The organism is uncultured Williamsia sp. (assembly GCF_947494875.1).
Lineage (GTDB): Bacteria > Actinomycetota > Actinomycetes > Mycobacteriales > Mycobacteriaceae > Williamsia_A.
In genome coordinates this window covers 228494-247543 of the sequence record NZ_CANLWM010000001.1, presented here as the reverse complement: position 1 = coordinate 247543, position 19050 = coordinate 228494, and the positions used below count along the sequence as shown (strand labels likewise).

Below are 19050 nucleotides of genomic sequence, written 5' to 3'. Positions count from 1 at the left end.
GATGGCGCCCGACCACGACGAGGCCGCTGCGCTGCGGAAGATCGGCGAGGTGGCTGCCGCGACCGAGCTGTCGATCAAGACCATCCGCCACTACGACGAGGTGGGACTCGTCCAACCGTCGGCCCGGTCAGCCGGCGGCTTCCGCCTGTACACACCCGACGACGTCGACCGGCTGCTGACCATCCGCCGCATGAAACCCCTCGGGTTCTCGCTCGAGGAGATGGGCGCCATCCTGCAGGCGATCGCGGTCCTCTCGGTGGACGACGCCTCCGACGCCGAGCGGGTCGAGGCGCGGGATGTGGTGCAGTCGTATCGATCTCGCGTCAGCGAGTCCACGCTCCGTCTGAGAACCCACCTCGCGTACGCCGAGGAGCTCGCCGAGCGCCTCGACGACATCGCGCGGTAGTCGCCGATCGTCACGACGGGACGTGACCGACGCGGATCTGGATGTGCCCGCCCCGCACCGCGGCGGATCGGACGTCGGTGGCCCGCTCCTCGAGCTGCGTCCACGGATGGGCGGTGATGTCGGATCCGCCCAACGCGCAGGCGAGTCGGGCCAGTGGGGTCCAGATCCGCGCCGCACCCGTCGGCTCCTGCATGTCGACGAGGACGACCGTCCCGCCGGGGGTCGCCATCCGCAGCATCACGTCGATCGCCCGCGGCCATTCGGGCATGAGCGACACCGCGTAGGTCGCGAGCACGACGTCGGCGTGGTCGGGTAGGCCGTCGACATCCGAGGATGTCGCGTCGCCCTGCACCAGGGTCACGTTCGACCATCCGCGCGCTTCGGATCGGCGCCGGGCCTGCGCGAGCATCTGCTCGCTGCTGTCGATGCCGGTGATGTGACCCGACGGTCCGACGGCGTCCTGCAGCAGCGAGAAGTTTAGCCCGGTGCCGCAGCCGATGTCGACGACGTGGTCCCCGCCGCGAATCCCCGCCATCGCGATGCCCCGGACGCGACCGGCCCGGTAGACGGGCCACTCGGCGGAGATCAGGTCGTAGAAGCGCGCCGACGCGGTGTATTTCGTCATCCGGCGGACGAGGTGGTCGACGCTTCCATGTCCGGGGAACGCTTCTGGGTGCTCCGACGGTTCCATCACCGTGGAGAAGACGCCGAAGACATCCGACCTCGTCGTCGTCGGCGGCGGCACCGCGGGCATCGTCGCCGCGAAGACCGCGGCCCGGCTCGGCGCCCGCGTCACCCTGATCGAACGCGACCGCACCGGCGGCGACTGCCTGTGGACGGGATGTGTGCCGTCGAAGGCCCTGCTCTCCGCGGCACGGTCGGCGGCGGATGCCCGCAATGCCGGACGGCTCGGTGTGTCCGTCGGCGACGTCACCGTCGACTTCGCCGCGGTGCGCGCGCACATCCGCGCGTCGATCGAGCACATCGCCCCCATCGACTCACCGGAGGCGCTGCGAGCCGCGGGAGTCGAGGTCGTGCACGGATCGGCCCGGATCACCGGCCCGGACTCGGTGGTCGTGGGGGAGCGCACCCTGCCGTTCCGACAGCTCGTCCTCGCCGCGGGCGCGGGGCCGGTCGTCCCGGACATCCCCGGTCTGGATCGCGTACCGACGTCGTCCAGCGAGACGATCTGGGATCTCACCGCGCTGCCCGCGCGCCTCGCGGTGCTCGGCGGCGGCGCCATCGGGTGCGAGCTCGGGCAGGCGTTCGCGCGTCTCGGGTCGGCCGTCACCATCGTCGAGGCCGGCGACCAGATCCTGCCGCAGGAGGATCCCGACGCCGCGGAGGTGGTGGCCCACTCTCTCGCGGCCGACGGCGTCACCGTGCTGACCGGTGTCCGAGCGCAGGAGGTCGCCGACGGGCACCTCGTCCTCGACGACGGCGGTCGGATCGCGGTGGATCACGTGCTGCTCGCCGTGGGACGGACGCCGCGCACGCGGGATCTCGGCCTCGAGGCGGCCGGTGTCGTGACAGACGAGCGGGGGCATGTCGTCGTCGACCGGCACCTCCGGACGGGCAATCCGCGGATCTGGGCCTGCGGGGACGTCACCGGGCATCCCCAGTTCACCCATACCGCAGGCGTGCACGGCAGCCTCGCCGCGTCGAACGCCGTCCTCGGCGTGCCCCGATCGGTCGACGACACCGGCCAACCACGCGTGACGTTCACCGATCCCGAGGTCGCCGCGGTCGGCGTCACAACTCTCCGCCCGGGCCTGCGGGCGCAGACGATCCGCCACGACGAGGTCGATCGCGCCGTCGCGGAGGGGCGCACGGCCGGGTTCTCGCGGCTGATCCTCGACCGACGGCACCGCGTGGTCGGCGCGACCGTGGTCGGTCCGCGCGCCGGCGAGACCATCGGGGAACTGGCACTCGCGGTGCGCCTCGGTGCACGCACCCGTGACCTCGCCGCGACGACGCACCCGTATCCCACCTTCTCCGACGGTGCGTGGAACGCCGCGATCGCCGACGTCCGCGAGCAGCTGCAGTCGCCGGTCACCCGTCGCGCGCTGCATGTCGTCGCGCGAGCCCGATCGCTGTGGCTGCGGCGGAAGGACCGGTGAGTCAGCGCAGGGCGCGGTAACCGGCGACCATCCGCTGCCCCGAGCTCACAGCGACCACCGCCGCCCACACGATCGCGATCTGCCAGGCGACCGTGGCGAACACCAGCCACACGGCGTGCACGACGATCGTCTCGGTCCCCTCGGCGAGACCGCCCAGGAACGACAGCGACCGCCCGTCGTCGATCGTCCGCCCCGCCTTCTCGGCAATCGACGAGAAGGCCAGGAACGCCGTCCCGTTGACGTAATAGGCGAGGAGCACCAGCAGGAACGGCCACCAGGGGGCGCCGTAGGCCTGGCTCGCGCCCACCGCGACACCCACGACGGTCGAGCCGTAGACCACGAAGTCGGCCGTGATGTCGAAGAAGCCCCCGGCGCCCGCGTCGGCGGCGGCCGGGTTCGCGGCGCGACGACGCCGCGCGAGGGGACCGTCGAGTCCGTCGGCCAGGCGCGACAGGAGCCAGAGGATCAGGGCGGCCCACCACCAGGCGAGCCCGGAGGTGACGGCGCTGCCGAGCCCGAGCACGAGTCCCAGTGCCGTCAGCCGATCGGGGCTGATGCCGGGGCGGTCCACGAGGCGCGCGGCCTTCCGCAGCGGGCCGTCCAGGCGCGGGCGGAGCAGCGCGTCGAACATCAGTCGACGACCTCGGCGTGGGAGCGCTGCATCCGGCGCGCCACCAGGGTCGAGACGACGGTCACGACCACCACCGCGGCGACCGCGAGCAGGAACGGCCACGACAGCGGCGACGTCCCATAGGCACCCAGGGCGGTGTATCCGGCGGTCGCCGGGATGATGCCGACGGCCGTGCCGACCACGTAGTGCGACTGACGGACCCCCGTCAGGCCGGCCGCGTAGTTCACGACGGCGAACGGCAGCGGGATCAGCCGCACGACCATCACCGCCGGGAGGCCCCGGTCGGTCAGCATCCGGTCGAGACCGGCCGCGCGACCCGTGATCCGTCGGGACACCGCCTCGCGTCCGAGCCACCGCGCGATCCCGAAACCGATCCAGGCGCCGAGCGTCGCGGACACGATCACCACGAGCACCCCGGGTACGAACCCGAACAGCAGGCCCGCCGCGATCGTGAGCGCACTGGCCGGGAACGGGGTGAGGGCGAGCGCCGCGTAGACCAGGACGAACAGCAGGATCCCCCACACGCCGGCGGCGTCGACGCGGTCGCGGACCGACGCCGCGTCGGGGATGTCGACGGTCAACGCGACCACCACGGCGGCGACGACGAGGATCCCGAACAGGGCGGGCTTGAGCCACCGCCGGCGAGACGGGGTGCCCGCGTCGGCGGACCGACCGTCGCCCTCGACGCCGTCGTCGACGGCGTCGCGGTGGGTCTCCATCGCATCTCCTCGGGTTCTCGTGGACGATCGGGCAGGGAAGGCCGACCTCCCCGGCGTGTTCGGCGGGTGGGTACACACCGAACGAAGGGGACATCCGTGATGACGCGAGTGACTCGACCCCGCTCCATGCTCGCACTTGTCGTCGTCGCACTGGTCTCCGCCGCGTGTGCTGCGCCCGGGTCGACCGGTCGGCAGGCGGCCGACGAGCCCTGGTCACAGGTGCAGTCGGAGGCGCGCGGGCAGACGGTGTCGCTGTGGATGTACGGCGGAGACCAGCAGGGCAACGCCTATGTCGACACCGTGCTGGCACCGGCCGCCGCGAAGGAGGGTGTGACTCTGCGGAGGGTCCCGGTCGCCGACACGAAGGACGCGATCAGCCGCATCCTGGCCGAGCGGCAGTCGGGGACGACGAACGGTTCCGTCGACCTGGTGTGGGTGAACGGTGACAACTACGGCACCGCGAAGCAGGCAGGCGGCTGGCTGTGCGGGTGGACGTCCCGCCTGCCGAACATGAAGTACACCGACCCCGACGACCCCCTCCTGCAGAAGGACTTCGGCGTCCCCGTCGACGGGTGTGAATCCCCCTGGAACAAGGCGCAGTTCACCCTGGTCTACAACGCCGCGGCGGTGTCCGATCCGCCGACAACGCTCGCCGGGGTGCTCGACTGGGCGCAGCGCCACCCCGGTCGGTTCACCTACCCGGCACCGCCCGACTTCACCGGATCGGTGTTCGTGCGGGAGGCGCTCGTCGCGCTCTCCGGGGGCAGCGGTCGTGTCCCGCTGGACTATTCGCGCGACGCCTACGACCGGCTGACCCCGACCCTGTTCGACCGACTGCGGCAGGTCGCGCCGTCCCTCTGGCGCGGGGGCACCACCTACCCGCAGACCTCGGCGGCTCTCGACGACCTGTACGCCGGGCGACAGGTCGACATGACGATGACCTACGGCCCGGCCACGCTCACGGAGCTCGTCGCCAAGGGCACGTTCCCGCCGCAGACGAAGGTACTCACCCTCTCCGACGGCACGGTCGGGAACGCGAGCTTCCTCGCCATCCCGTCGACGTCCGGGCACTCGGCGGGTGCGCAGGTCGTCGCGAACCTGGCGTTGTCCCCACAACAGCAGCTGGCCAAGGCCCGTCCGACGACATGGGGGCAGTTCACCGTCCTCGATCTGGCCCGACTCGACACCGCGGACCGCTCGGCGTTCGCGATGCTGCCGTCGTCGCCGGTGGTCCCGCCCTACGAGGTCCTGTCCCGCGACGCGCACGCGGAGTTGTCGTCGGCGTGGGTGACGCCGCTCGACGACGGGTGGCGCCGGGCCGTGCTCGCCGGCCGCTGACGTGGCAGTTCGCTCGTCGGCGTCCACCGGGCGCTCCTGGCGGTCCACGCTCCTGGTCGTGCCCGCAGTCCTGCTGGTGCTCCTGGTGGTCGGTGTCGCCCTCGTGACCGCGGTGCTCCAGAGCCTCGGGCTGATGCCCCTCGTGGGCACCCCGGCACTCAGCGTGGACGGGTACACCTCCGCGTGGCCCGATCTGTTCTCGTCGATCCAGGTCTCGGTCGCGATAGCTGCGGTGTCCACCGTGCTCGCAGCGATCGTCGGTGTCGCGGCGGCGCTGGCGGTGGCCGCGGGAAGCCGTTCGGTGCTCGGCGCCGGGACCATCACCGTGCCGGTCCCGCACCTCGTCGGGGCGGCGACCATCGGACTGCTCCTCGCCGACTCCGGGCTGCTCGCCCGGCTGTTCGGGATCGACGGTGCCCAGTCCCTCGGCCTGGTCGGTGGTCGCTGGTGGGTCGCGGTGATCGCCGAGTACACCTGGAAGGAGTCGGCGTTCATCGCTCTCGTCGTCGGTGGGACGCTTGCCTCGCGCGTGACGCGCTACGACGAGACCGCCGCGCTCCTCGGCGCCGGTCGGACAGCACGGTTCCGCTGGGTCACCCTCCCGCTGATCGCGCCGTCGGTGGTCGCCGCATCGGCGATCACCTTCACCTACGCCCTGGGGTCCTACGAGGTGGCGTTGCTTCTCGGTCGGCCGTACCCGGAACCGATGGCGGTCATGGCGGTGCGGCTCTTCCGATCGATCGACCTGACGGCGCGACCGGAGGCGGCCGCGGTCGCGGTGGTGACGTCCGCACTGTCGCTGCTCGCGATCGGCGTCGCGCTCGCGTCGCTGCGACGACTGGCGGTGTGGCGGTGACGGGGCGACGTCGGGTGTTTCGGGGAATCCTCGTCGGATGGTTCCTCGTCCCGCTCGTACCCCTCGCCCTCTGGGCGTTCGCGAACCGCTGGCCCTTCCCCGCGAGGTTCCCGCAGGAGTTCGGGTTCGACGGCGTCCGAACCGCTCTCGACTCCGGGGCGGTACACGCAGCGCTCCTGTCGACGGCGCTCGGCGTCGCGGTGGCCGCGGTCGCGACGCCGGTCGGCGCCCTCGCCGCCCGCGCACTCGCGTCCGGCCGAGTCGTCGCTCCGCGTCTCGTGCAGGCGCTACTGCTCTCACCGCTCGTGCTGCCCGCGTTCGCGGTGGCCCTCGGACTCGACGTCGTCGTGCTGCGAGTGCGGGTTCCGGGCGCCGCGGCCGTGGTGCTGATCCTCGCCGTCGCCGCCCTCCCGTACACGACCACCGTGATGCGGCTCGCGTTCGGCGCGTACGACGTCGCCTACGAGGAGGAGGCACGCACCCTCGGGGCATCGCGATGGACTGTCGCGCTGCGGATCCGACTGCCTCTGCTGGCCCCGGCGATCTCCGGCGCCGCGTTCCTGGCGTTCCTCGTCGCGTGGAGCGACTACGTCGTCACACTCCTCATCGGCGGCGGTCGGCTGATCACGCTCCCGATGCTCGTCGGGTCGTTCGCGGCGGGCACGGGCAACGAGTCGGTCGTCGCGGTGTTGTCGCTGGCCGCGATCGTCCCGCCGCTGATACTCCTGATCGTCGTCGCCCGGTTCCGCGGACGTCGTGAGGTGGCCCGGTGAGTGGGCAATCGGGGCTGTCGGTCGTCGATCTCGGCCGTCGGCATCCCGGCGCCGCCGCCCCGGCGTTGCGCGGAATGACCCTCGACGTCTCCGGGGGATCCTGTCTCGCACTAGTGGGCCCGTCCGGATCGGGGAAGAGCACCGCGCTGCGCCTCGTCGCCGGTCTCGACGAACCGACCAGCGGTGTCGTCCGGATCGACGGCCATGACGTCACCGGTGTGCCGCCCGAATCACGCGGCGTGGGAATGGTCTTCCAACGACCGCTGCTGTTCCCGCACCTCTCCGTCCTCGACAACGTCGGGTTCCCGCTGCGTGCGGCAGGCTCGTCGAAGAAGGACTCCCGACGCGAGGCGCGTCGCTTCCTCGACATGGTCGCGGCGGCCGACCTCGCCAACCGGTCGTCGACGGAGATCTCCGGCGGGCAGGCCCAGCGGGTAGCCATCGCTCGCGCGCTCTGCGCGGCGCCGTCGGTTTTGCTGCTCGACGAACCGTTCAGCGCGCTCGACGGGCCTCTCAAGGCGGACATGTATCGGCTGCTGCGCGACATCCGCGCCGAGGTGAACCCGACGATCGTCCTCGTCACACACGATCTGGACGAGGCCACCCAGACCGCCGACCGTCTCGCCGTCCTCATCGACGGAGAGGTGCAGCACGAGTCGGCTGTCGCCGAGGCGTTTCACCGTCCGACGACCCTGGCGGTGCACCGGCACCTCGGAGGACTCGTCGAGATCCCGGGTCGTGTCGACAACGGTTCCCACCACAGCGATCTCGGTGATGTGGCGGTGCCCGACGACTGCCCGGTGCCCGCCGGACCGGCGACGCTGGCGCTGCGCCACGAGGCGGTCGGTGTGTGCTCGCCGGAGGAATCCACGACGGTCGGCACGGTGGTCGCCGTCTCTGCGGCCGGCGTCCGTACGCGCGTCACCGTCGCGGTCGGGGACGCGCGTGTCGTGGCTGACCTCCCGCCTGGGAAAATCATCGGGATCGGATCGTCGGTGGGACTGGTCATTCCGCCGGATGCAATCTGGCTGGTGCCGGTCAGTACCTGAGCTGCGTCTGCGTACTCCCTGCGTGGGTGACCTGGTCGGTACCCAAGGGCGTGCGACCGGGTGGTGGCCACGAGCCCGACGGCGTCATCCGCCCAGACAGATGGAGAGTTCGCCCTTTCGCGCCGAGGGATCGGGTCGAACGTCAGAGCACCTCTTGATCTGGTTCGGCGGCACGGTGAAGTCGGCGAGCTGTGGGCAGATGTTCCTGATCGCGGAATAGACCTGGTATTCGGCGGCAGCGCGGTCCGAGTCCTTCGGGTTCAGTCCGCGGATGCTGTCCCACACCGCCTTCGTGCCCTCGTCGGCGACCCGGATGCAGGTGTCCCTGCCTGCCGAGGCGACGTGCGCCCGGACCTGGCGGAGTTCGGGGCCGGAGTACAGCGCCCCGTCGTTCGTCGACAGTCCGCACACGTCTGCGGCGAACCGAGCGTCGGCACCGGGGGCGACCTTCGCAGCGACCTCAGGCGCGTGCATCCACTGCTCGGTCCGCTGCTGGTCGGACGACTCATCGGTGGGGAACGAGCCCTCCGGATGCGCGCGGCGCTGATCGGCGAAGATGACTCGCCAGTCGGCGAGGTAATCGTCGAGGGTGATGTTCGGTAGTCCTGCGTCGATGCAACGGGCAGACGGATCTTTGGCCACACCGGTCGGCGGTGCGGTGAAATAGCGGGCTCCCGAGGTCGGACTCGTCGGTGTGACGGGCGCGGCACCGAGCTGCCGAGGGTCGACAGGTCGGATTGAGCAACCACCGAGCACGGCGGCCACTGTCACTGCGGCGATCGCCACCATCGCGGCGAGGGCTGTCCGAGACATGCTCGAATCGTACAGACGCACTGTTGAAAGCGACGTTGTGGTCAGCGGGCGAGGCGGTCGGCCAGGTCGACGACGCGGGCGCGGATGTCGTCACGGATCAGGCGCATGCGGTCGAGTCCGTCGACGCCGCGACGCGAGGGCTCGTCGGTGTCCCAGATCTCGACAGTCACCTCGCCCGGTGCGGCCACCCGAGCCGATGTCCCCAGCACCACAACAAGATCCGCGCCTCGCATCATCGCGTCGGTGAGTTGACGTGGTGCGTGTCCCGATGCGTCGGCACCGACCTCGGCGAGGGCCGCGACGGATTCGGCATTCGGTGACGCGCCGACCTTCGCCTCGGTCCCTGCCGAGGACACCCGCAGCCCGTCGGCGTCCAGGCGAGCGAGGCTCTCCGCCATCACCGATTTCCCGCGGTTGCTCACGCACACGAACAGCACCGACGGTCGTGGTGCTGTCATCGCGCGGGAAATCGTCGGCGCAGCGCCAACGAGACGTAGACCAGGGCGACGAGCACGGGCACCTCGATGAGGGGTCCGACGACTCCCGCGAGCGCCTGCCCCGACGTCGCGCCGTAGGTGGCGATGGCGACCGCGATGGCGAGCTCGAAGTTGTTGCCCGCGGCAGTGAACGCCAGCGTGGTCGTCCTCGCGTATCCCAGGCGCAGGAGTGCGCCCGTCAGGTACCCGCCGCCCCACATGATCGCGAAGTAGACCAGTAGCGGTACGGCGATCCGTACGACGTCGAGGGGTCTCGAAGTGATCTGATCACCCTGCAGCGCAAAGAGGATCACGATGGTGAACAGCAGGCCGTAGAGCGCCCACGGGCCGATGCGCGGCAGGAAACGCTGTTCGTACCAGTCGCGACCGCGGGCACGCTCGCCCAGCCGTCGGGACAGGAATCCCGCCACCAGGGGGACCCCGAGGAAGACGAGCACCGATTCGGCGATCTGCCACGGTGAGGTGGAGATGGTGGTCTGCTCCAGACCGAGCCAGCCGGGCAGCACCGACAGGTAGAACCAGCCGAGCACGGCGAACATGATCACCTGGAAGACCGAGTTGATGGCGACCAGCACGGCCGCGGCCTCCCGATTGCCGCAGGCCAGGTCGTTCCAGATGATCACCATCGCGATGCATCGCGCCAGACCGACGATGATGAGACCCGTGCGGTACTCGGGCAGGTCCGGGAGAAGCAGCCAGGCCAGGGCGAACATCAGCGCGGGCCCGACGATCCAGTTGAGGAACAGCGACGCGGCGAGCATGCGACGGTCGCCGGTGACGGAGTCGAGGCGGTCGTAGCGGACCTTCGCGAGCACCGGGTACATCATCACGAGCAACCCGATCGCGATCGGTAGGGAGACGCCGTCGACGGAGATCGCGGACAGTCCCGAGTCGAGTCCCGGGGTCGCCGCGCCGAGCCCCAGCCCCACCGCCATCGCGACCCCTATCCACACCGGTAGGAATCGGTCGAGCGTCGAGAGCTTGCCGACGACGTGCAGGTCGTCGGTCGTCGCCGTGCTCACGCGGTCACCAGTCCGGCGGCACCGGGAGTCGCGGCGTCGAGGACCAGCGAAAGACGCTGCAGGGCTGCGGGAACGACCCAGTAGAAGACCCAGGTGCCGCGGCGCTCGCAATCCAGCAGCCCGGCGCTGCGCAGCACCTTCAGATGGTGGGAGATCGTGGGCTGGGACAGGTCGAAGGCCGGCGAGATGTCGCACACGCACGCTTCACCGCCGTCGTGACTGGCCACCAGGCTCAGCAGCCGGAGACGGACAGGATCCGACAGTGCCTTGAACGCGGCAGCGAGATCGAGCGCGGCCTCTTCGGACAGTGGCTCGCGCACTAGCGGCGAGCAGCACGTCTCGTCATGATTCGACACACGTCGATATTGACGAATGTCGAATCAGTCGTCAACCGAGCGGTCCCGCGACGGCTCCGTCCTTGACCTCGATACCCCTGTGGGTATACAAAAGGCTCCTGGCAGATACCCCCGGGGGTAGTGGAGGTAGGAGGTCCGATGCACATCGACTGCTACGTCGACCCGGCATGCCCGTTCGCGTGGGCGACGTCTCGGTGGTCGACCGACGTCGCCGCTCGCCACGACGACGTGACGCTGACGCTGCGGCAGATGAGTCTGGCGGTGCTGAACGCCGACGCGATCACGAGCGGTGACGTGGATCCCGGCATGGCGCACCACATGGAGGTCTCGCGCGGCGGCGGACGCCTGCTCGTAGCCGCACCCGAGGACGCCTTCGCGGATCTCTATGCGGCGCTCGGCCGGCGGATCCACCTCGATCACGCCGACGTCGACACCGACGTCGCCCGGGCCGCACTCGAGGAGTGCGGGCTCGACCCGGCGTTGGCGGACGCCGTCGACGATCCCACGCACGACATAGCGGTCGCGGACGCCCATGCAGCCGCTGTGGCCGCCTACGGCGAGCCGTCGGGCACGCCGTTGGTCTCTATCGATGGTCGAACGTTCTTCGGTCCGGTGATGACCGAGATCCCGACTGGCGATGCCGCCGACGACCTCCTCGACGCGCTGGCCGCCGTCGCCCGCACGCCGGCGTTCGCGGAGCTCCGGCGGCCACGATCGGGCCCGCCCACCCTCACGACAGCAGGGGAGTACTGACCGATGTGCCATGCGGTGACCTGCAAGACATGCGGCAAGACGACGTGGGCCGGGTGCGGTCGACACGTCGAATCCGTCAAGCGACGGGTACCCGACTCGCAGTGGTGTGACGGCCACGCGACCACTCAGACCGGATCGATCTTCTCGCGACTGACAGGACGGAAGAGATGACGAGCACCGACACCACTGCGCCGCCCGATCGGTCGGGTGCCGCGCCAGAATCCACCCCGGGCGTCCTCGGTCGCCTCGGTGGCTGGGGAAGCGACCATCGCCGCATCGTGTTCGGCGTCTGGCTGGGGGCGATCGTGATCCTCGGCGCGTTCGCTCCGTCGGTGTTCTCGTCACTCGCGGGCGCCGGATGGCAGGCGAACGGCTCAAAGTCGGTCGCCGTGCGCGAGTTGGCGCAGAAACACTTCGGCGGGAACGCCTCCTCGGCGGTCCAGGTCGTCGTCCACTCGGACTCCGCGACCGTGACCGATCCGCCGATGCAGGCGGTGTTCACCCAGATCGGTCGCGAACTCGGATCGGACCCGCGATTCGGGGAGATCGTCGCGCCCCAACCGGGGATGACGATCAGCCGCGACGGTCACACCGGGATCCTCATCGCCGGCGCGAATGCGTCGCCCGACGAGATGGTGAAGGCCGTCGACGACCACAAGTCGCAACTGACATCGCTGTCGAAGAACGGCATCGAGGTCTACCCGACCGGGGCGTCGGCGCTGTGGGCGGACTTCAACAAGGCCAACCACGACGCGATGATCAAGGCCGAACTGTTCTCGTGGCCGGTGACTCTCGCGATCATGGTGTTGGCGTTCGGATCGTTGGTCGCAGCCGGGCTTCCACTGCTGCTGACCATCGCGGGACTCGTCGCATCCGCCGGTGGGCTCGTGCTGCTCAACCACATAACACCGATCTCGGTGTGGGCCATGAATTTCGCGATGATGTTCGCCCTCGCGCTCGGTATCGACTACGCCCTGTTCGTCGTCTCGCGTTTCCGGGATGCGTTGAAGCAGCGCGGCGATCTCCGACAGGCCGTCGTGGACACCATGGACACCGCGGGGAAGGCCGTCTTCCTCTCGGGACTCACCGTGCTGGTGAGCCTCTCGGCCGTGCTGCTCGTCCCGGCACCGGCGGTGCGCACCATGGCGGTCGGCATCATGCTGGCGGTGGTCTTCGTCCTGCTCGCGACCCTGACGCTGCTGCCCACCGTGCTCGGTGCCCTCGGTCCGAAGGTCAACGCGGTGTCGTTGCCCTACGCGAAGAACCAGGAACACCGGTCCCCGGTGTTCCACCGCTGGGGCGCGCTGCTGCACAAGCACCCGTGGCCGTTCGCGGTCGTCTCCCTGGGGATCCTGGTACTGCTGGCGCTGCCGGTGTTCGGGCTCAAGGTCGCGATGCCGTCGATCTCGGTCGTCCCGGAAGACGCCCCGGTGCGGCAGGGGTACGCGCTGGTGCAGGAGCAGTTCGGCCCGGGTGCGCCCGGGGCCCTGCAGATCATCGTCCCGGACGCCGACGCCCCGGCCGCTGCGACCGCAGCCTCGTCGAGCCCGGGCATCGCGATGGTCACCCCGCCGCAGCCCGCGCGTGACGGGTCGAGATACGCGCTCATGCAGGCGATCCCGACCGTGGACCCGTCGAACGCGCAGATGGGGTCGATCCTCGACACACTGCGCAACCGTCTCCCGGCGGACGCTCTCGTCGGCGGGGCACCCGCGGAGAACCTCGACCTGCAGACCGCACTGAACGACTACCTGCCCATCATCGTCGGCGTCATCCTGATCATGGGGTTCCTGCTGCTGCTCGTCGCACTGCAGGCGCCGCTGATCGCCCTGATGGGAACCGTGGTCAGCCTGCTGTCCACCGGGGCGGCGTTCGGTGTCGCGAAGCTGGTCTTCCAGGACGGCCATGGGGCGTCGCTGCTGGGGTTCACCCCGCAGGGCTTCCTCGACGGGTGGGGGCCGGTGTTCTTCTTCGCGATGATCTTCGCCATCGCGATGGACTACACGGTGTTCCTCTTGGCCACGGCCAAGGAGCACTACGAGAAGAGCGGTGACCCGCACACGGCGCAGATCGACGGCATGGCCCACTCGGGTCGGGTGATCTTCGCGGCGGCCGCGGTGATGGTGGCGGTGTTCTTCAGCTTCGCCCTCGCCGATCCGCTCCCGCCCAAGGAGATGGGGATCATCCTGGGCGTGGCGGTACTGCTCGACGCCGTGCTCATCCGGCTGATCCTGCTGCCGGTGCTGCTACGGATCACCGGCCACGCCGGCTGGTGGTCACCCGCGTGGCTGCGGCGGGTCCTGCCGTCGATCAGCTTCGCCCACAACTGACCTCACAGAGAATCGACACGAAGGAGAGAACCATGGAACTCGGACTGACCACCACCCTCACCGACACCGACTTCGCCACCGCTCGCGAGAAGGTGACCGCGGCGTTGAAGGATCAGGGTTTCGGCGTGCTCACCGAGATCGACGTCCAGGCGACGCTGAAGCAGAAACTCGACGAGGACATGGAGCAGTTCACGATCCTCGGTGCCTGTAACCCGACGTTGGCGCACAAGGCGCTCGGTGTGCAGCCTCAGATCGGGATGCTGCTGCCGTGCAACGTCGTGATCCGCGCCGACACGGCGGACCAGTCCGGCCGCACGATGATCGTGGAGGCGATGAACCCCGATCTGATGGTGTCGGTGACCGGCGAGTCCGATCTCGAGCCGGTCGCATCACAGGCCGCCGAACTCCTCGGCAAGGCGATCGCCGCTCTCGCCGACGCCTGATCCCACCCTGTCGTCTCGCGGGGGGTCCATGCCCCCGGGGGTACGATGGTCTCTTCACACGGGAGGTACTGACATGACCGGAGACGACGAGACGTTGGCGCTGGTGCTCAACCGGCTGCGTCGCGCACACGGCCAGCTCGGCGGCGTGATCTCGATGATCGAGGACGGCCGCAACTGCAAGGACGTCGTCACGCAGTTGGCGGCCGTCTCCAGGGCCCTCGACAAGGCCGGGTTCAAGATCGTCGCGACCGGTCTGCGGGAGTGCATCACGGGCGACCCGAACGCCAAGGAACCGATGACCGAGGCCGAGCTGGAGAAACTCTTCCTCGCCCTGGCCTGACGAGCGTCAGCCGACGGCGGTGCCGACCAGCGTCCCGATGAGATAGGTCGCTGTCATCGCTATCGCGCCGCCGATGGTCACCCGGAGGATCGCCTGCGTCCGGTTCGCCCCGCCGATGACGGCGCTGATGTGGCCGGTCAACGCCAGAGCCGCCACCACGACGACGAAGGTCAGCGGGATGCGGATGCTCGGCGGGAGCAGCACGATTGCGAGCAGGGGGAGCAGCGCACCCAGCGTGAACGCGAACATCGACGAGAACGCCGCGTGCAGCGGGTTCGTCAGGTCGTCGGGATCGATGCCGAGCTCGGCCTCGACGTGTGCGGCGAATGCGTCGCGCTCGGTGAGTTCGGTCGCGACCTGCCATGCGGTCTCGGCCGAGAGGCCCTTCGCCTCGTAGATCGCCGCGAGCTCCTCGAGCTCTTCCTCGGGCTGCTCGTCGAGCTCAGTCCGCTCCTTGGCGAGCAGCGCCTTCTCGGTGTCGCGCTGAGTGGACACCGACACGTACTCGCCGAGAGCCATCGACACGGCTCCGGCGGTCAGGCCCGCGATGCCCGCGGTGAGGACCGGCTCGACAGCTGATGTCGCCGCCGCGACACCGACGACGATGCCTGCGACGGAGACGATCCCGTCGTTCGCTCCGAGCACGCCGGCACGCAACCAGTTCAGCTTGCTCGCTGCGGTGCCGCCGTGCGGCTCTGCGGTGTGCTGCGTGGGGATCTCGGTCATGAGAACCATGGAACACGGCGCTGACCTGCGCGTCCAGCAAGCACAGGCAAGCCTGAGAAGCGCTGTCGAACACTGACTCCCGAGGTCAGGCGGCTTCGACGAGCTCCTTGATCCGCGCGAGTGTGGCGGGGATCCCACTGTGCGCGGCGTCGATCCGGTTCTGGATCTGGTCCTGGGCCTCGTCGCCGTACTTCTCGCGGAAGAACTCGATGCCGTCGTCGAGGAACTGCCATGTCTCGGTGAGTTCGGTGCCACCGTCGACCGGTCGCAGCAGGTAGCCCCACCGCGCGAACTTCCCGCCGACGAGCCAGGCGAATTCGCGGCCCGGTTCGGCCGCGACGACCACGGAGCGGGTCTCCCAGGTGCGGTTCGGGGTCTTGTTGCGACCGGTGAACCACGCTCCCTCGCGAGGACCGTCGGGACCGGGCTCGTCGCCCTCGTCCCACCAGCAGGCCTCGCAGATCGGACTCCACTCGCCGGTGCGTGTCACGTCGGACACGACGGCATACACGGCATCCGGGGCGGCGGTGACGACGACGGAGTCGGAGTACTCATGAGCGGCGGCCATGCCCCGACCCTAGCCAAGGGTCACGAGCCCCACATACGACCTGCTCAGCGCAACTACCCACCAACCGTCGCGGAACCGCCCCGCCCGATCTCGAATGCGACGAAACGGCAGACATCCTGTGCCCACGGGGTGTTCGATCCCACCTGAGTCGGTGACACAGGCCACCGGCCGGTCCCGACGGAGCGACGATGATCTGTGAGCCCTCTCGCACCCTGCTTCTCGGCGCACGAACCCATCTGCTCTCCACGGCGGTCGTCGCGACCTGTCTCGTTCTCGCCGTCACATCCTGTTCGTCTGGTTCGCCGGAATCATCCGGTGTCAGGTCGTCGGCGAGTGCCGGAGATGTGAACGCGGCAGCCGCGGAGAAGCTCCCCGACGACGCCGTGAGCAAGGCGGTCGGTCGCCTCGACGCGATGGTCTCCGACGAACTCGCCCGGACCGGGATCCCCGGCGCGGCTGTCGCGGTGGTGCATGGCGGCAAGACCGTGTACGCGAGAGGCTTCGGCGTCGCCGACCTCGCCACGGGCAGGAAAGTCGACGCGGACACCGTGTTCCAGCTGGCGTCGGTGTCGAAGTCGATCAGCGCATCGGTCGTGGCCACCCAGGTCACCCAGAACAAGGTCTCCTGGGACACACCGGTGGTCGCGAACATGCCGAGTTTCGCCCTCTCGGACCCCTACGTGACCGCGAACGTCACCGTCGGGGATCTCTTCGCACACCGCTCGGGCCTCGCCGAGCACGCGGGAGACAAGCTCGAGGAGTTCGGATACGACAGGGACACCATCCTGCAGCGTCTGCGCCTCCTGCCCCTGCAGCCGTTCCGGACGACGTACGACTACACCAACTTCGGACTCACCGCGGCCGCACAGTCGGTCGCGGACAAGGCCGGGACGGACTGGGCGACCCTTGCCGACCGCTCGATCTTCTCCCCGCTGGGGATGCGATCGACGTCGATGCGCTACTCCGACTTCGCTGCTCGCACGGATCGGGCCATCGGCCACGTGAGACAGAACGGCAGATGGGTGGTCACACCGATGCAGCGCGAACCCGACGCGCAGGCTCCCGCCGGGGGTGCCAGCTCGTCGGTGAACGACATGGCCCGATGGCTCGCGGTGATGCTCGCCGATGGGAAACAGGGTGGCTCCCAGGTGTTCAGCCCGGACGCGATCCTCCCCGCGACGGTCCCCGAGATCCGTACTGGCATGCCGGGATCCGCGGCAGACCGCGCGGGGTTCTACGGCTACGGCTTCAACGCCGCCACCACCTCGGACGGCCGGACCACCTATTCACACTCCGGCGCGTTCGCCTCCGGCGCCGGCACCAACTTCGTCGTCATGCCGTCCGCCGACGTCGCGATCATCATGCTCACCAACGCGGCACCGATCGGTGTCGCGGACGCGGTGGACATGCGGTTCATGGACCTCGTCCAGTACGGCGAGGAGCGTCAACCCTGGGACACGCTCTACGGTGACGCGTACGCCGGTCTGTCGGAGCCCAGCGGGTCGCTCGTCGGCACACCGGCGCCCTCGAACCCGGCCCCGGCGCAGCCGAACTCGGCCTATGCCGGCACCTACCAGAGTGCGTACTGGGGTCCTGCGGTGATCAGCGACCAGAACGGTGGTCTGACCATCGCACTCGGCCCGAACGGACGGACCCGCTACCCGTTGACCCATCGTGACGGGAACGTCTTCACGTTCGCGCCCTACAGCGAGAACGCAGAACCGGGATCGATCTCGGCGGTGACGTTCGACGGGTCGAGGATGACCGTCGAGTACCTGAAGTCCGACGGCAACGACGGGGTGTTCACCAGGCAGTGAGTTGCGGTCAGTCCGCCACGTGGACGACGGTCTTGCCGAAGGTGCGTCCGGCGAGCATCGCGCGGAAGGCGTCGAGGGTGTTGTCGAAGCCGTCGGTGACGTCCTCGACGTACTTGAGCTTCCCGTCGGCGACCCACTGCGACGCCTCGCGCAGGAACGCCTCCTGCTGCGTGGCGACGAACTCCGTCTGGATGAACCCGCGCACGGTCAGACTGCGCGTGAGGATCTGACCCATCAGGGCGCCGCTGCGATCGGGGCCCTCGGGCAGCGACGTGCGGTTGTAGTTGGCGACGAGACCGCAGACGGGGATGCGTCCATAGGTGTTCATCCGCGGCAGCACCGCGTCGAACACCGCACCGCCGACGTTCTCGAAGTAGACGTCGATACCGTCGGGTGTGGCCGCGGCCAGCTGATCGGCGAAGTCGTCGGCGCGGTGGTCGATCGCGGCGTCGAAACCGAACTCGTCCGTCAGGTGTGCGACCTTCTCCGCGCCGCCGGCGATCCCCACGGCGCGTGCGCCCTTGATCTTCGCGATCTGCCCGACGGCGGAACCCACCGGCCCCAGGGCCGCGGCGACGACGACGGTCTCACCGGGCTTCGGATCCCCGATCGTCAGCAGGCCCGAGTACGCCGTGAAGCCCGGCATCCCCAGCACGCCGAGGGCCGTGCTCGTAGGTGCCACGGAGGTGTCGAGCCTGCGGAGGTGCTTCGTCGACTCGACCGAGTGGGTCTGCCAACCGCCGTATCCGAGGACGACGTCGCCCTCGGACAACGACGGGTCGCGGGACTCGAGGACGCGTGACACCGTCGCACCGACCATCGGGTCGCCGATCTCCACCGGCGGCGCGTACGACTTCGCCGCGCTCATCCGACCGCGCATGTAGGGATCCAGCGACAGGTCCAGGGTCTGCAGCACCGCCTGGCCCTCGCCGGGCTCGGGCAGGTCCACCTCCTCGAACCGGAAGTCGTCGTCGGTCGGCTCCCCGTGCGGGCGGGCGGCGAGGACGATGCGTCGGGTCGTGTGGGTGGTCATGTCTCTCCTCGGTCGTACGTGTGCAAACCCTGGGTCAACACCACCGCGCGTCCGGGTTGTTCCACACGGGCCGTCCGTACCTCACATGGTGCTGCCAGCGTCCCCACAGCTTCGATTCGCACACTCGACTCCATCGCCGACAGTGACACCGTCGGCCTGACGAGAGGTACGGACATGAGCACACCGGAACGGGGGATCCGCCGGGCACGCGCAGCAGCAGTCGCTCTGGGCGTCGCAGCCCTCGGCGCGATCGGGGTCACGTCGGGGTTGGCGTACGCGGACACCGACCACGCCACGACCCCGACGACGTCCACGACCAGCCCGACCACCGACTCCTCCGCCGGCACCGACTCCTCGACCGGCTCCACCGACCCCGACAGCTCGTCGAGCGGTTGGGGGACCGCCCCGACGGTCTCGTCGGGCCGCGGAGACAGCCACGCACAGACGAACGGGAGCTGAG

The 19050-nt window shown here is 69.6% G+C and carries 22 protein-coding genes; 12 read left to right on the top strand and 10 right to left on the bottom strand.

The features are described 5' to 3' along the window. Position 1: 1 nt before the first annotated feature. Positions 2 to 406 carry a MerR family transcriptional regulator gene (locus tag Q1A98_RS01295; protein WP_299569267.1) on the top strand — a complete coding sequence of 135 codons (405 nt, stop codon included), beginning with the start codon at positions 2 to 4 and terminating at the stop codon, positions 404 to 406. A 10-nt stretch (positions 407 to 416) separates the two neighbouring features. Here Q1A98_RS01295 and Q1A98_RS01290 read toward each other — a convergent pair whose 3' ends face one another. After that, positions 417 to 1031, bottom strand: coding sequence for a methyltransferase domain-containing protein (locus Q1A98_RS01290; RefSeq protein ID WP_299569266.1), 615 nt, complete (start codon positions 1029 to 1031; stop codon positions 417 to 419). Positions 1032 to 1101: 70 nt separating this feature from the next. Between Q1A98_RS01290 and Q1A98_RS01285 the strand changes: the two genes are divergently transcribed. Further along, positions 1102 to 2526 (top strand): FAD-dependent oxidoreductase, encoded by a 1425-nt coding sequence (locus Q1A98_RS01285; RefSeq protein ID WP_299569264.1) that lies wholly within the window; start codon positions 1102 to 1104, stop codon positions 2524 to 2526. Between the two features lies 1 nt (position 2527). On the opposite strand, the gene Q1A98_RS01280 is transcribed toward Q1A98_RS01285, so the two are convergent. Together Q1A98_RS01280 and Q1A98_RS01275 are read right to left on the bottom strand one after the other, a co-directional pair. Beyond that, positions 2528 to 3157 carry a CDP-alcohol phosphatidyltransferase family protein gene (locus Q1A98_RS01280; RefSeq protein WP_299569263.1) on the bottom strand — a complete coding sequence of 210 codons (630 nt, stop codon included), beginning with the start codon at positions 3155 to 3157 and terminating at the stop codon, positions 2528 to 2530. After that, complete coding sequence (locus Q1A98_RS01275; protein ID WP_299569262.1) at positions 3157 to 3876, bottom strand: TVP38/TMEM64 family protein; 720 nt, start codon at positions 3874 to 3876, stop codon at positions 3157 to 3159. The genes Q1A98_RS01280 and Q1A98_RS01275 overlap by 1 nt, the downstream gene beginning before the upstream one ends. A gap of 126 nt (positions 3877 to 4002) precedes the next feature. On the opposite strand from Q1A98_RS01275, the gene Q1A98_RS01270 reads away from it, so the two are divergent. From Q1A98_RS01270 to Q1A98_RS01255, 4 genes are read left to right on the top strand one after another with little or no spacing between them, the layout of a single operon-like run. Next, positions 4003 to 5214: an ABC transporter substrate-binding protein gene (locus Q1A98_RS01270; protein ID WP_299569261.1), complete on the top strand. Its 1212-nt coding sequence runs from the start codon at positions 4003 to 4005 to the stop codon at positions 5212 to 5214. Positions 5215 to 5272: 58 nt separating this feature from the next. Further along, on the top strand, positions 5273 to 6070 hold the full coding sequence (locus Q1A98_RS01265; protein WP_299569260.1) for an ABC transporter permease subunit: 798 nt from the start codon (positions 5273 to 5275) through the stop codon (positions 6068 to 6070). Continuing rightward, positions 6067 to 6843 carry an ABC transporter permease gene (locus Q1A98_RS01260; RefSeq protein ID WP_299569258.1) on the top strand — a complete coding sequence of 259 codons (777 nt, stop codon included), beginning with the start codon at positions 6067 to 6069 and terminating at the stop codon, positions 6841 to 6843. Before Q1A98_RS01265 ends, Q1A98_RS01260 begins: the two co-directional genes overlap by 4 nt. Further along, positions 6840 to 7892 (top strand): ABC transporter ATP-binding protein, encoded by a 1053-nt coding sequence (locus tag Q1A98_RS01255; RefSeq protein ID WP_299569256.1) that lies wholly within the window; start codon positions 6840 to 6842, stop codon positions 7890 to 7892. The genes Q1A98_RS01260 and Q1A98_RS01255 overlap by 4 nt, the downstream gene beginning before the upstream one ends. Positions 7893 to 7976: 84 nt before the next feature. Here the strand turns inward: Q1A98_RS01255 and Q1A98_RS01250 are convergent, their stop codons facing one another. From Q1A98_RS01250 to Q1A98_RS01235, 4 genes are read right to left on the bottom strand one after another with little or no spacing between them, the layout of a single operon-like run. Next, positions 7977 to 8705, bottom strand: a complete 729-nt coding sequence (locus Q1A98_RS01250) for a hypothetical protein (RefSeq protein ID WP_299569254.1) — start codon at positions 8703 to 8705, stop codon at positions 7977 to 7979. A gap of 41 nt (positions 8706 to 8746) precedes the next feature. Then, the gene (locus Q1A98_RS01245; protein WP_299569253.1) at positions 8747 to 9163 is read right to left on the bottom strand and encodes a low molecular weight phosphatase family protein; all 417 of its coding nucleotides are present in this window, start codon (positions 9161 to 9163) and stop codon (positions 8747 to 8749) included. Beyond that, positions 9160 to 10224, bottom strand: coding sequence for an ACR3 family arsenite efflux transporter (gene arsB, locus Q1A98_RS01240; RefSeq protein ID WP_299569252.1), 1065 nt, complete (start codon positions 10222 to 10224; stop codon positions 9160 to 9162). Before arsB ends, Q1A98_RS01245 begins: the two co-directional genes overlap by 4 nt. Next, a complete protein-coding gene (locus tag Q1A98_RS01235; RefSeq protein ID WP_299569251.1) occupies positions 10221 to 10580 on the bottom strand; it encodes a metalloregulator ArsR/SmtB family transcription factor in 360 nt (119 codons plus the stop codon). The genes arsB and Q1A98_RS01235 overlap by 4 nt, the downstream gene beginning before the upstream one ends. Positions 10581 to 10718: 138 nt before the next feature. On the opposite strand from Q1A98_RS01235, the gene Q1A98_RS01230 reads away from it, so the two are divergent. The 4 genes from Q1A98_RS01230 to Q1A98_RS01215 all read left to right on the top strand — a co-directional run bounded on the left by Q1A98_RS01230 (position 10719) and on the right by Q1A98_RS01215 (position 14446). After that, positions 10719 to 11333: a DsbA family protein gene (locus Q1A98_RS01230; RefSeq protein WP_299569250.1), complete on the top strand. Its 615-nt coding sequence runs from the start codon at positions 10719 to 10721 to the stop codon at positions 11331 to 11333. Positions 11334 to 11500: 167 nt separating this feature from the next. Next, entirely contained in the window at positions 11501 to 13663 is a 2163-nt protein-coding gene (locus Q1A98_RS01225; protein WP_299569249.1) for an MMPL family transporter, read from the top strand. A gap of 32 nt (positions 13664 to 13695) precedes the next feature. Beyond that, entirely contained in the window at positions 13696 to 14106 is a 411-nt protein-coding gene (locus Q1A98_RS01220) for a DUF302 domain-containing protein (RefSeq protein ID WP_299569248.1), read from the top strand. Positions 14107 to 14179: 73 nt separating this feature from the next. Beyond that, positions 14180 to 14446, top strand: coding sequence for a metal-sensitive transcriptional regulator (locus Q1A98_RS01215; RefSeq protein ID WP_299569247.1), 267 nt, complete (start codon positions 14180 to 14182; stop codon positions 14444 to 14446). Between the two features lie 6 nt (positions 14447 to 14452). Here the strand turns inward: Q1A98_RS01215 and Q1A98_RS01210 are convergent, their stop codons facing one another. Both Q1A98_RS01210 and Q1A98_RS01205 read right to left on the bottom strand, forming a co-directional pair. Next, the gene (locus Q1A98_RS01210; RefSeq protein WP_299569246.1) at positions 14453 to 15181 is read right to left on the bottom strand and encodes a VIT family protein; all 729 of its coding nucleotides are present in this window, start codon (positions 15179 to 15181) and stop codon (positions 14453 to 14455) included. 76 nt (positions 15182 to 15257) lie between these two features. After that, complete coding sequence (locus Q1A98_RS01205) at positions 15258 to 15740, bottom strand: SRPBCC family protein (protein WP_299569244.1); 483 nt, start codon at positions 15738 to 15740, stop codon at positions 15258 to 15260. A gap of 344 nt (positions 15741 to 16084) precedes the next feature. Between Q1A98_RS01205 and Q1A98_RS01200 the strand changes: the two genes are divergently transcribed. Then, complete coding sequence (locus tag Q1A98_RS01200) at positions 16085 to 17557, top strand: serine hydrolase (RefSeq protein ID WP_299569242.1); 1473 nt, start codon at positions 16085 to 16087, stop codon at positions 17555 to 17557. Positions 17558 to 17564: 7 nt separating this feature from the next. On the opposite strand, the gene Q1A98_RS01195 is transcribed toward Q1A98_RS01200, so the two are convergent. Beyond that, a complete protein-coding gene (locus tag Q1A98_RS01195; protein WP_299569240.1) occupies positions 17565 to 18590 on the bottom strand; it encodes an NADP-dependent oxidoreductase in 1026 nt (341 codons plus the stop codon). Between the two features lie 174 nt (positions 18591 to 18764). Between Q1A98_RS01195 and Q1A98_RS01190 the strand changes: the two genes are divergently transcribed. Continuing rightward, on the top strand, positions 18765 to 19049 hold the full coding sequence (locus Q1A98_RS01190; protein WP_299569238.1) for a hypothetical protein: 285 nt from the start codon (positions 18765 to 18767) through the stop codon (positions 19047 to 19049). Position 19050: the final 1 nt, after the last annotated feature.

Bases quoted from the DNA above. Each gene is read 5' to 3' on its own strand.
- Q1A98_RS01250 (WP_299569254.1), bottom strand. From the start codon at position 8,705: ATGTCTCGGACAGCCCTCGCCGCGATGGTGGCGATCGCCGCAGTGACA.
- Q1A98_RS01245 (WP_299569253.1), bottom strand. From the start codon at position 9,163: ATGACAGCACCACGACCGTCGGTGCTGTTCGTGTGCGTGAGCAACCGC.
- Q1A98_RS01190 (WP_299569238.1), top strand. From the start codon at position 18,765: ATGAGCACACCGGAACGGGGGATCCGCCGGGCACGCGCAGCAGCAGTC.
- Q1A98_RS01230 (WP_299569250.1), top strand. From the start codon at position 10,719: ATGCACATCGACTGCTACGTCGACCCGGCATGCCCGTTCGCGTGGGCG.
- Q1A98_RS01290 (WP_299569266.1), bottom strand. From the start codon at position 1,031: ATGACGAAATACACCGCGTCGGCGCGCTTCTACGACCTGATCTCCGCC.
- Q1A98_RS01295 (WP_299569267.1), top strand. From the start codon at position 2: ATGGCGCCCGACCACGACGAGGCCGCTGCGCTGCGGAAGATCGGCGAG.
- Q1A98_RS01215 (WP_299569247.1), top strand. From the start codon at position 14,180: ATGACCGGAGACGACGAGACGTTGGCGCTGGTGCTCAACCGGCTGCGT.
- Q1A98_RS01275 (WP_299569262.1), bottom strand. From the start codon at position 3,876: ATGGAGACCCACCGCGACGCCGTCGACGACGGCGTCGAGGGCGACGGT.
- Q1A98_RS01220 (WP_299569248.1), top strand. From the start codon at position 13,696: ATGGAACTCGGACTGACCACCACCCTCACCGACACCGACTTCGCCACC.
- Q1A98_RS01205 (WP_299569244.1), bottom strand. From the start codon at position 15,740: ATGGCCGCCGCTCATGAGTACTCCGACTCCGTCGTCGTCACCGCCGCC.
- Q1A98_RS01210 (WP_299569246.1), bottom strand. From the start codon at position 15,181: ATGGTTCTCATGACCGAGATCCCCACGCAGCACACCGCAGAGCCGCAC.
- Q1A98_RS01280 (WP_299569263.1), bottom strand. From the start codon at position 3,157: ATGTTCGACGCGCTGCTCCGCCCGCGCCTGGACGGCCCGCTGCGGAAG.
- Q1A98_RS01225 (WP_299569249.1), top strand. From the start codon at position 11,501: ATGACGAGCACCGACACCACTGCGCCGCCCGATCGGTCGGGTGCCGCG.
- Q1A98_RS01270 (WP_299569261.1), top strand. From the start codon at position 4,003: ATGCTCGCACTTGTCGTCGTCGCACTGGTCTCCGCCGCGTGTGCTGCG.
- Q1A98_RS01195 (WP_299569240.1), bottom strand. From the start codon at position 18,590: ATGACCACCCACACGACCCGACGCATCGTCCTCGCCGCCCGCCCGCAC.